The organism is Streptomyces sp. NPDC060209 (assembly GCF_042728155.1).
Classification (GTDB): domain Bacteria; phylum Actinomycetota; class Actinomycetes; order Streptomycetales; family Streptomycetaceae; genus Streptomyces.
In genome coordinates this window covers 1-10,725 of the sequence record NZ_JBHWZS010000297.1, presented here as the reverse complement: position 1 = coordinate 10,725, position 10,725 = coordinate 1, and the positions used below count along the sequence as shown (strand labels likewise).

Here is a 10,725-nt window from a genome sequence, read left to right as displayed (position 1 = left end):
GCCCCGCACAGACGTGCGGGGCGTGCGCCGTACAATCCCCGCCTCGACCACTCTTTTCGGCATTCGAACTGCTGTACTTTAGGACGGCGTTGTCCTGGAATGTCGACGGGCGTGTAACACGGGTTATCGCACTGCGAGGCTGCGGGAACCTCCCCGGCATGACCCAGAACACCCCGCTGTCCCAGCGCCCCCTCCACGAAGCGGTCCTCCGCGTGCAGTCCGCCGCACAGCTGCGCGCCCGCGGTGTGACCGCCGCGCAGACCGCCACCCAGTGCCTGCCCGGCGGTCCGTGGCAGCAGCTGCTCCCCAGCGTGTACCTCCTGCACCCGGGTTCGCCCACGAACGACGACCGGGTGCGTGGCGCCCTGCTGTACGCCGGACGGCCCCCGGTCGGCGCCCGCCGGACCGTGCCCGCCCAGCCCGGACCCGGCTACGGCGAGGCCATGGTCACGGGCCTGGCGGCCCTGGCCCTCTACGGCTTCACGTCCGCGCCCCCGATGATCGCGCTGCACCGGATCGACGTGCTGGTGCCGCGCACCAGGCGGCTGCGCTCCACCCGCTTCGTCCAGGTGACCCGGGCCGCCGACCTGCCCCGGCCTCAGCGCAGGCTCGGGGTGCCGCTGGCTCCGGTGGAGCGGGCCCTGGCCGACGCGGTGGCCTCGCTCACGGACGCCTCGACGGTGCGCCGGATCCTGACGGAGGCGGTGCGTGGCGGGCACTGCGAACCCGCGTCCGTCGTACGGGAACTGAACGCCGCCAAGCTGCTGGGCCGCGCGCATGTGGTGGACGCCGTCGACGCGTTGCTCATCGAGGGCCGGGCGGTGGCGGAGGGCAGACTGTACGAGATGGTGCGCGCCCACGGCCTGCCTCAGCCTCTGTGGAACGTGGAACTGTCCCTGCCGGGCGGCGGCTTCCTGGGAGGGGTGGACGCGTACTGGCCGGAGCAGGCGGTCGCGCTCGAACTGGGCACCCGCTCGCCCAGGGAGGAGCACGTCGCCTTCGCCGCGGAACGGGAGCACCTGGAGAGGCTCGGGGTCACGGTGGTGCGGGTGACGCCGAAGCATCTGCGGGACTCGGCGGCCCAGCTGTCGGTGGTGCTGCGTACGGCGATGATGGCGGCCGAGGACCGTGAACCGGCCGCCTATGTGGTGGTCCTGCCGCGCTGAGTGGCGCAATGGCACCGGTGGCGGATCTACGCCATGTCCGTTTCTGGTCACCGCCAACTCTCCACAAACCCCTGTCGTTTGCGAAAGGCTGAGCGGTCATCGGGTACCGAATTCCGGACTCTCTCTTTCTTTCACAAAACAGGGATGCTGATGACCAAGGAATCCCCCAGCTCCATACCCGGGGCGAGACGCGCGGCACGTATCGCGGCCGCAGCCGGTCTGGCGGCCGCGCTGGCCGCTTCCGGCGCCGCTCCGGTCTTCGCCGCCGACGACCCGGCGACCTCCCCGGTGAAGCCCGCCGCCGCGAGCGCGAAGGGCGACAAGCTGGGCGAGGCCGACGCCGATGTGCTGGCGAAGGCCGAGGCCAAGGGCGAGAAGAACATCACGATGATGGTCGCCACCACCCCCGGCGCGACCGAGCAGGTCGCCGAACAGCTGGACGCCGTCAAGGGGTCCGTGCTGGGGCAGACGTACGACAAGCTCGGCTACGTCCGGGCGACCGTGCCGACCGCGACCGCCGAGGCCACCATCAAGGCGGCGCAGAAGCTCTCCTCCGTCCAGGGCATCGATCTCAAGCAGGAGATCAAGCTGGACGACCCGACGCCCGCGGGCGACCGGGCAGCCGGGGCGAAGCAGCCGAAGGCCACGGGCAGTTACGCTGCGCCGGACAAGAACACCCCCGCGAAGAACCCGTACAACCCGTCCTTCGAGACGGGCGCGGTCGACTTCGTGAAGCAGCACCCGAAGGCCGACGGACGCGGGATCACCATCGGTGTCCTGGACTCCGGTGTCGACCTCGGCCACCCCGCGCTGCAGAAGACCACCACCGGCGAGCGCAAGATCGTCGACTGGGTGACGGCGACCGACCCCGTCAACGACGGCGACGGCACCTGGCTGCGGATGACGGCCTCCGTGGCCGGCCCGACGTTCACCATCGGCGGCCGCACCTACTCGGCACCGGAGGGGTCCTACAGGATCCAGCTGTTCTCCGAGGCCGCCACCAGGGGTGGCGACATGGCCGGGGACCTGAACCGGGACGGCGACACCACCGACGTCTGGGCCGTGCTCTACGACCCGGTCGCCGGCACGGTCCGCGTCGACCTGAACAACGACGCGGACTTCGGCAACGACGCCGTGCTGAAGCCGTACAAGGACAAGCAGCAGGTCGCCTACTTCGGCACGGACAACCCGGCGACGCAGATCGTCGAGCGCATCCCGTTCGTCGTCGAGACCCGCAAGGACGTCGTCTACAACGCGGCGGGCTCGAAGGCCGACTACGTCAACATCGGTGTGATCGAGAGCGAGCACGGCACCCACGTCGCGGGTATCACCGCGGCCAACGGCCTGTTCGGCGGCAAGATGAACGGTGCGGCGCCCGGCGCCAAGATCGTCTCCTCGCGTGCCTGCACCTGGTCCGGCGGCTGCACCAACATCGCGCTGACCGAGGGCATGATCGACCTCGTCGTCAACCGCGGTGTCGACGTCGTCAACATGTCGATCGGCGGCCTGCCGCCGCTCAACGACGGCAACAACGCGCGCGCCGAGCTCTACAAGCGGCTCATCGACATCTACGGCGTCCAGCTGGTCATCTCGGCCGGCAACGAGGGCCCGGGTGTCAACACCATCGGTGACCCCGGCCTCGCCGACCACGTCATCTCGGTCGGCGCGTCCATCTCCAAGGAGACCTGGGCCGCCAACTACGGCTCGAACGTCACCAAGAAGTACGACATGCTGCCCTTCTCCTCGCGCGGTCCGCGTGAGGACGGCGGCTTCACCCCGACGCTGACGGCGCCGGGTGCGTCGATCAACACCACGCAGACCTGGTACCCGGGCGGTCCGGTCAAGGAGGCGGGCTACTCGCTCCCCGCCGGCTACTCCATGCTGCAGGGCACCTCGATGTCCTCGCCGCAGGCCGCCGGCGCGACGGCGCTGCTGCTCTCCGCCGCGAAGCAGAAGCACATCGAGCTGCCCCCGGCCGACCTGCGGACCGCGCTGACCAGCACCGCCACCCACATCGACGGTGTGCCCGCGCACGCCCAGGGTTCGGGCCTGATCAACATCGTCGGCGCCTGGAAGCAGATCGAGAAGCAGGGCACCCCGGCGCACGAGTACTCGGTCAAGGCCCCGGTCGACACCGCGATCGACTTCGCGCTGAAGGACCCGGGCTTCGGCACCGGCCTGTACGACCGTGAGGGCGGCCTGAAGGCCGGCCAGAAGAAGTCGTACGACGTCACCGTCACCCGCACCACGGGTCCGGACAGCAACGTCAAGCACAAGCTGTCCTGGAAGAACAACGACGGCACCTTCTCCCTGACCGGTTCGAGCACCGTCTCGCTGCCGCTCGGCAAGCCGGTGACCGTCAAGGTGCAGGCGAAGCCGCGCACCGCGGGTGTCCACAGCGCGATCCTGCAGGTGGACGACGCGAAGACCTCCGGCATCGACCAGCAGATCCTCTCCACTGTGGTCGTCGCCAAGGACCTGGTGAAGCCGGGTTACGCGTTCTCGACGACCGGCTCGGTGCAGCGCAACGGCACCACGTCGTACTTCGTGAACGTGCCTGAGGGCGCCGAGACCCTCGAGGTCGCGCTGAGCGCCCTGCGCTCGGGCAGCCAGACGCGGTTCATCTCCATCCACCCCTACGGGGTCGCGGTGGAGGACAGCTCCACGATCTACTGCTACCCGAACTACGAGAACCCGGCCAACACCTGCCGTCCGGACACGCGCTCCTACAAGGCGCCGCAGCCGGGCGTCTGGGAGATCGAGGTCGAGTCCCGCCGTACGTCGCCGCTGCTGGACAACCCGTACAAGCTGGATGTCTCGCTGCTCGGCGCCTCCTTCGACCCGGCGGTGCAGACCATCCCCGAGGCGAAGATCGGCACCCCGGCCGCGGTCGACTGGACGGTCACCAACAACGCGGGCGACCTGGAGGGCTCCCTGAAGGGCGGCTCGCTGGGTTCGGCCGACGTCGAGCGTCCGTCGATCGCCACGGGCGGCGAGTACACCAAGACGGTCACCATCGGTGAGGGCGTCGAGAAGCTGGACGTCGCCATCGGCAACACGTCGGACGCCAACGCCGACATCGACCTCCGTGTCCTCAAGGGCTCGACCGAGGTCGGTGCCTCCACGTCGGCCGGCTCGGAGGAGTCGGTCAGTCTGGTGAAGCCGGCAGCCGGCACGTACACCATCGTCATCGAGGGCTACTCGGTCCCGGCCGGGACCACCGAGTACGACTACCGGGACGTGTACTACGCCCCGTCGCTCGGCGAGATCAAGGTCGACGAGTCGAAGGCCGTGAACCTGGCCAACGGCGCGTCCGCCCAGGTCGGCGCCGAGGTCGTGGTCGCCGGAGCGGCTCCCGAGGGCCGTCAGTTCTTCGGCGAGGTCCAGCTGGTGAACGCCCGCGGCACCGCGGCGGGCACTGGCAGCGTCGTGATCGAGAAGGTCGCGCCGTAGCCGTAGCGACGGTGTGATCCGTACGACACCGCATGACTGTGGGGCGGGGGCTCTCAAGGGCTCCCGCCCCACAGCTCTGTGCGGGGCCCGTCCGACTGCCGGACAATGGATTGGACAAGGAAGCCGTGGACATACGCATCATGGACCGGCAACCGTGCCCGTTCGCATCTGTGAGGGAGTTCCAGTGAAGGTCGGAATCGTCGGCGCCACCGGTCAGGTCGGCACAGTCATCCTCAGGATTCTGGCCGAGCGGAAGTTCCCCGTCGCCGAGCTGCGGCTCTTCGCGTCCGCGCGTTCCGCGGGCTCCACCATCGCCTACGAGGGCACGGACATCACCGTGGAGGACGCCTCCACGGCGGACTACACCGGTCTGGACATCGTGCTGTTCTCCGCGGGCGGCGCCACGTCGAAGGCGCTGGCCGAGAAGGTCGCCTCCCAGGGCGCCGTGGTGATCGACAACTCCTCCGCATGGCGCAAGGACCCCGAGGTACCGCTGGTCGTCTCCGAGGTCAACGCGCACGCGATCCGGAACCGCCCCAAGGGCATCATCGCCAACCCGAACTGCACCACGATGGCCGCCATGCCCGTGCTGCGCCCCCTGCACGACGAGGCGCGGCTCGACGCGCTGACCGTGGCCACCTACCAGGCGGTGTCCGGGTCCGGGCTCGCCGGTGTCGCGGAGCTTCACGGTCAGGCCTCCAAGGTCGTCGCCGACGCGGACAAGCTGACGCACGACGGCGACGCGGTCGACTTCCCCGAGCCGGGCGTCTACAAGCGCCCAATCGCCTTCAACGTGCTGCCGCTCGCCGGTTCGATCGTCGACGACGGCTCCTTCGAGACGGACGAGGAGCAGAAGCTCCGCAACGAGTCCCGCAAGATCCTGGAGATCCCGGAGCTCAAGGTGTCCGGCACCTGCGTCCGGGTCCCGGTCTTCTCCGGTCACTCCCTCCAGATCAACGCCCGTTTCGCCCGCCCGATCAGCGTCGAGCGCGCCTATGAGCTGCTGAAGGACGCCGAGGGCGTCGAGCTCTCCGAGATCCCGACCCCGCTCCAGGCGGCCGGCAAGGACGCCTCCTACGTGGGCCGCATCCGCGTCGACGAGACCGTCGAGCACGGCCTCGCGCTGTTCGTCTCCAACGACAACCTGCGCAAGGGCGCCGCGCTGAACGCGGTCCAGATCGCGGAGCTGGTGGCGGCCGAGCTCAAGGGCTGAACCCCTCTCACCCACGAAAGGGCGGCCCCCGATGCCCGGGAGCCGCCCTTTCGCATGCCTCAGAGGGCGAGGTGACGCCTCAGTGCGGCATCGATGTCGCTCATGCGCTGACGCGGCACTGTCCCGATGCGCTTCAGCACGCGCTCCGGGGAGACAGCCCGGATCTGCTCGCACTGCACCTTCGAGTCCATCGGCAGGCCGCTCTCGGCGGACCGGAGCAACGCCTGGAACGTGAGGACGCGAGTGGTGTTCGAGGTCAGGGGCACCACGGTGATCACCCCACGGCCGTTCGACACGACCGACTGATTGGCCGCGTTGGTGGACACGATCACAGCCGGCCTGACTTTGTTGGCCTCGCTGCCCCGGGCAGGTTCCAGGTCGACCAGATGGATATCACCTCTACGCATCGACGATTCCGTCCCCGACCGTGCGGTCCCACAGGGCGGCGTCCTCGCTCGCGTCCCACTCCTCGAAGGCCTCGGTGTACTCCGCTTCGAGCCCCGCCTCGCGCAGCAACTCGATGGCGGCGTGTATCACCGCCGACCGGGAGTCCGCCTCGGTCTTCGCGGCGTACTCGTCGACGAAGGCGACATCCTCCTGCGGCAAGCTCACACTGATCTTCATGCAACCCATGCTACCAAGGGTAGGAACCGAGTGGCTACCTGGCGTGCCCCTCCCTCCGCACCTCGAAGTGGAAGCACCCGTACTCCACGGCCCGTACGTGCACCAGCGCCACCTCCCGGTCGGTGAACGCCTCCGCGAAGGACTCGTCGAAGCCCCGCTCCTCGTCGGCCGGGATCTCCAGCAGCCGGCCGCCGACTATCTCGCCGTCCGCGTTGTAGCGCCGGACCGTGCGCAGTGCGCCCGCCCGCGAGAACGGGTAGCCGGTCCGGTCCGCCGCCGGGCCCTCGCACCCGTCGGCGTGGATGAAGACCGGGCCCTGCTCGTCGTACGCCCCCGGACGCGCCCAGGTCTCCGCCGCCCAGCGGCGCAGCGGCGCGTAGGAGACGAGGGCGATCCTCTCCCCCGGCTCGGCGCCGCGCAGGCAGCAGCGAAGGGGATCGCCGCCCTCCACGGCTGTGTACGGGACGCAGGGGCGTCCGGCGTCGTCGGTCGTGCGGAGCTCTTTCAGAGCGTCCTGCCCGATGGGCCGTGCCTCGTATGTGGTCATGATCCGAGGGTGGCCCGAACGCCTCCAGCGGTCCGGCGGAAAACGGACATCGCGCTGCCCCCGCCCCACGTGGAAGGATGGCCAAAAACGTCGCATATCAAGGAGATGACCGCGTGCCTGGCACGAATCTGACCCGCGAAGAGGCACAGGAGCGGGCGCGCCTGCTGACCGTGGACGCGTACGAGATCGACCTCGACCTCTCCGGCGCGCAGGAGGGCGGCACCTACCGGTCCGTCACCACCGTGCGCTTCGACTCCGCCGAAGCCGGTGCGGAGACCTTCATCGATCTGGTCGCGCCGGCGGTGCACGACATCGTGCTGAACGGCAAGGACCTGGACATCGCCTCCGTCTTCCGGGACTCCCGGATCGCGCTGAAGCACCTCCAGGCCGGCGCCAACGAGCTCAAGGTCGTCGCCGACTGCTCGTACACGAACACCGGCGAGGGCCTGCACCGCTTCGTCGACCCGGTCGACGAACAGGCCTACCTGTACACCCAGTTCGAGGTCCCGGACGCGCGCCGGGTGTTCGCCAGCTTCGAGCAGCCCGACCTGAAGGCGACCTTCCGGTTCACCGTGAAGGCCCCGTCCGGCTGGACCGTGATCTCCAACTCGCCGACGCCCGAGCCCAGGGACGACGTCTGGTCCTTCGAGCCGACACCGCGCATCTCCACGTACATCACGGCCCTGATCGCCGGTCCGTACCACTCGGTGCACAGCAGCTACGAGAAGGACGGCCAGTCCGTGCCGCTCGGCATCTACTGCCGGCCGTCGCTCGCCGAGTACCTCGACGCGGACGACATCTTCGCGGTCACCCGGCAGGGCTTCGAGTGGTTCCAGGAGAAGTTCGACTACGCGTACCCCTTCGCCAAGTACGACCAGCTCTTCGTCCCGGAGTTCAACGCCGGGGCGATGGAGAACGCGGGCGCGGTCACCATCCGCGACCAGTACGTGTTCCGTTCGAAGGTCACGGACGCGGCCTACGAGACGCGCGCCGAGACCATCCTCCACGAGCTCGCCCACATGTGGTTCGGCGACCTGGTCACCATGGAGTGGTGGAACGACCTCTGGCTGAACGAGTCCTTCGCGACGTACACCTCCATCGCGTGCCAGGCGGACGCCGCGGGCTCGAAGTGGCCGCACTCCTGGACCACGTTCGCCAACTCGATGAAGACCTGGGCCTACCGGCAGGACCAGCTGCCGTCGACGCACCCGATCATGGCGGACATCCGGGACCTCGACGACGTCCTGGTGAACTTCGACGGGATCACGTACGCGAAGGGCGCCTCGGTCCTGAAGCAGCTCGTGGCGTACGTCGGCAAGGACGCGTTCTTCAAGGGTGTGCAGGCGTACTTCAAGGCGCACGCCTACGGGAACACGCGCCTGTCGGACCTGCTGGGCGCGCTGGAGGAGACCTCCGGCCGTGACCTGAAGACCTGGTCCAAGGCGTGGCTGGAGACGGCCGGCATCAACATCCTGCGCCCGGAGATCGAGACCGACGAGAACGGCCACGTCACCTCGTTCACCGTGCTGCAGGAGGCCCCCGCGCTCCCCGCCGGCGCGAAGGGCGAGCCCACGCTGCGCCCGCACCGGATCGCCATCGGCTGCTACGACCTCGACGCGGCCGGGAAGCTGGTCCGCACGGACCGGATCGAGCTGGACGTCGACGGCGAGCGCACCACCGTGCCGTTCCCGTCCGGCACGGCACGCCCGGCGGTCGTCCTGCTCAACGACGACGACCTGTCGTACGCGAAGGTCCGCCTCGACGAGGAGTCGCTGCGGGTCGTCACCGCGCACCTGGGCGACTTCGCCGAGTCCCTGCCCCGCGCCCTGAGCTGGGCCTCGGCCTGGGACATGACGCGCGACGGCGAGCTGGCGACGCGCGACTACCTGGCGCTGGTCCTCTCCGGGATCGGCAAGGAGTCGGACATCGGCGTCGTGCAGTCGCTGCACCGTCAGGTGAAGCTGGCCCTGGACCTCTATGCCGCCCCGGAGTGGCGCGAGGCGGGTCTGAACCAGTGGACCGAGGCGACGCTGGCGCACCTGCGCGCGGCGGAGCCGGCCGGCGACCACCAGCTGGCCTGGGCACGTGCCTTCGCCGCGACGGCCCGCAGCCCGCTGCACCTCGACGTGCTGCAGTCGCTGCTGGACGGCACCCAGGTGATCGAGGGCCTGGCCGTCGACACCGAGCTGCGCTGGGCGTTCGTGCAGCGCCTGGCCGCGACGGGCCTCCTGGACGAGGAGGAGATCGCCGCCGAGTACGAGCGCGACAGGACGGCCGCGGGTGAGCGCCACGCGGCGTCGGCACGCGCGGCCCAGCCCACCGAGGGGGCGAAGGCCGAGGCGTGGGCATCGGTCGTCGAGTCGGACAAGCTGCCGAACTCCCTGCAGGAGTCGGTCATCGGCGGTTTCGTGCAGACCGACCAGCGTGAGCTGCTGGCTCCGTACACGGAGAAGTTCTTCACGGCGGTCAAGGACGTCTGGGACTCGCGGAGCCACGAGATGGCCCAGCAGATCGCGGTCGGCCTGTACCCGGCCCTCCAGGTCTCGCAGGAGACCCTGGACGCCACGGACGCCTGGCTGGAGTCGGCACAGCCGAGTGCCGCGCTCCGCCGGCTGATGTCGGAGTCCCGCGCGGGCGTGGAGCGTGCGCTCAAGGCGCAGGCGGCGGACGCGACGGCGGCCACCGCGTAGCGGCTTCGGCCCAACGGTGAGGGGGCGTCTCCGTCAGGAGGCGCCCCCTTCCCCGCCGGCCGCCTGCTGTCGGCCGAACACGCCGGGGTTGCCCTCGCTCCACACGCTGGTCAGCACACGGCGCACGAAGCGCCAGCCGTCCGGTGTACGGCGCAGCAGGTCCTCGTAACGGCCCGCCCCGAGAAACGTCTCACCGTCGGGCAGTCCGGACCGGACGTGCTGGGCGTGGAAGTAGCAGGTGTGCTCCGCCTCGTCACCGTGCACGGCGACGACATGGTTGCCGAGCAGGTGCTGGGTGGCGTCCAGGGGCTGCACGCTCGCGCTGATCTCGCGCGCGACGGCGGCCGCCCCGGAGACGGACCGGCCTGACTGACCGTGCTCCCACGTCGCGTCTTCGGTGAACAGACCGCGGAGCGCCTCCCAGTCCCTGGCGTCCAGCGCGGTGGCGTACGCGGTGGCCGCGTCGACGACGGCGGCACGGTCCGCGAGTACCTGCACCTGCCCCGTGAGCGGCTCCTCGGTCCCGCGCTCCCCCACGTCCTGCGGATACCAGCGCAGCTCGACGGTGTTGCCGTCCGGATCCTGTACGTAGACCGACTGCGCCCGGCCCCGCGCGCCGAATCGCTCCCCCGGGCCCTCCAGCACGGTGAAGACGCCCGAGTCGATGACCTGCTGCCAGTCCAACGGCTCGACGACCAGGCAGATGTGGTCCACATTCGACTCGCCACGGGGGCCGCTGAGCAGATCGATGACGGTGGTCGGGCTGACCCGTACCGAGGGGAACGGGGCCTTGCCCGAGCGCCACTCGTCCACCCGGACCGGCTCCAGACCGAGCGGCCCGCAGTAGAACTCCAGCGCTCGCTCGACATCCCCCACATTGAGCACCAGATGATCGAAGGCCTTGACGCGCAACATGGTCGCCCTTTCGGTGTTCACGCCGGTTCTCGCTCGTTCCTCACATCCTCTCCCGACGCGTCGTCGCACCGCTGCCCGAATGAGAACCGCCCGGCGGACGGGCGCCGAGTGCGCAGC

7 protein-coding genes and 2 pseudogenes are annotated in these 10,725 nt (G+C 69.7%); 4 read left to right on the top strand and 5 right to left on the bottom strand.

What is annotated here, in order from left to right; translation table 11 throughout:
- Nucleotides 1-158: 158 nt before the first annotated feature.
- The 3 genes from ACFWFI_RS35435 to ACFWFI_RS35425 all read left to right on the top strand — a co-directional run bounded on the left by ACFWFI_RS35435 (nt 159) and on the right by ACFWFI_RS35425 (nt 5,832).
- Nucleotides 159-1,166 (top strand): hypothetical protein, encoded by a 1,008-nt coding sequence (locus ACFWFI_RS35435; RefSeq protein ID WP_387398508.1) that lies wholly within the window; start codon nt 159-161, stop codon nt 1,164-1,166.
- Between the two features lie 144 nt (nt 1,167-1,310).
- On the top strand, nt 1,311-4,619 hold the full coding sequence (locus ACFWFI_RS35430; protein ID WP_387398506.1) for a S8 family serine peptidase: 3,309 nt from the start codon (nt 1,311-1,313) through the stop codon (nt 4,617-4,619).
- A 184-nt stretch (nt 4,620-4,803) separates the two neighbouring features.
- Complete coding sequence (locus ACFWFI_RS35425; RefSeq protein ID WP_387398504.1) at nt 4,804-5,832, top strand: aspartate-semialdehyde dehydrogenase; 1,029 nt, start codon at nt 4,804-4,806, stop codon at nt 5,830-5,832.
- A 59-nt stretch (nt 5,833-5,891) separates the two neighbouring features.
- Here the strand turns inward: ACFWFI_RS35425 and ACFWFI_RS35420 are convergent, their stop codons facing one another.
- The 3 genes from ACFWFI_RS35420 to ACFWFI_RS35410 are packed head-to-tail and all read right to left on the bottom strand — an operon-like array spanning nt 5,892 to nt 7,003.
- Entirely contained in the window at nt 5,892-6,239 is a 348-nt protein-coding gene (locus tag ACFWFI_RS35420) for a type II toxin-antitoxin system PemK/MazF family toxin (RefSeq protein WP_387398502.1), read from the bottom strand.
- Nucleotides 6,232-6,456, bottom strand: coding sequence for a ribbon-helix-helix domain-containing protein (locus ACFWFI_RS35415; RefSeq protein WP_145801513.1), 225 nt, complete (start codon nt 6,454-6,456; stop codon nt 6,232-6,234). Before ACFWFI_RS35415 ends, ACFWFI_RS35420 begins: the two co-directional genes overlap by 8 nt.
- A gap of 34 nt (nt 6,457-6,490) precedes the next feature.
- The gene (locus tag ACFWFI_RS35410; RefSeq protein WP_387398500.1) at nt 6,491-7,003 is read right to left on the bottom strand and encodes a DUF1203 domain-containing protein; all 513 of its coding nucleotides are present in this window, start codon (nt 7,001-7,003) and stop codon (nt 6,491-6,493) included.
- 113 nt (nt 7,004-7,116) lie between these two features.
- Here ACFWFI_RS35410 and pepN point away from each other — a divergent pair, with 113 nt between their 5' ends.
- On the top strand, nt 7,117-9,693 hold the full coding sequence (pepN, locus tag ACFWFI_RS35405) for an aminopeptidase N (RefSeq protein WP_387398498.1): 2,577 nt from the start codon (nt 7,117-7,119) through the stop codon (nt 9,691-9,693).
- 33 nt (nt 9,694-9,726) lie between these two features.
- Here the strand turns inward: pepN and ACFWFI_RS35400 are convergent.
- A pseudogene (locus ACFWFI_RS35400) lies at nt 9,727-10,173 on the bottom strand (nuclear transport factor 2 family protein); the annotation flags it as partial.
- 57 nt (nt 10,174-10,230) lie between these two features.
- Nucleotides 10,231-10,605: pseudogene (locus ACFWFI_RS35395) on the bottom strand (VOC family protein); the annotation flags it as partial.
- Between the last annotated feature and the right edge of the window lie 120 nt (nt 10,606-10,725).

Excerpts from the sequence above, each read along its gene's own strand:
- ACFWFI_RS35420 (WP_387398502.1), bottom strand. The coding sequence starts at position 6,239 with ATGCGTAGAGGTGATATCCATCTGGTCGACCTGGAACCTGCCCGGGGC.
- ACFWFI_RS35410 (WP_387398500.1), bottom strand. The coding sequence starts at position 7,003 with ATGACCACATACGAGGCACGGCCCATCGGGCAGGACGCTCTGAAAGAG.
- ACFWFI_RS35430 (WP_387398506.1), top strand. The coding sequence starts at position 1,311 with ATGCTGATGACCAAGGAATCCCCCAGCTCCATACCCGGGGCGAGACGC.
- ACFWFI_RS35415 (WP_145801513.1), bottom strand. The coding sequence starts at position 6,456 with ATGAAGATCAGTGTGAGCTTGCCGCAGGAGGATGTCGCCTTCGTCGAC.
- ACFWFI_RS35435 (WP_387398508.1), top strand. The coding sequence starts at position 159 with ATGACCCAGAACACCCCGCTGTCCCAGCGCCCCCTCCACGAAGCGGTC.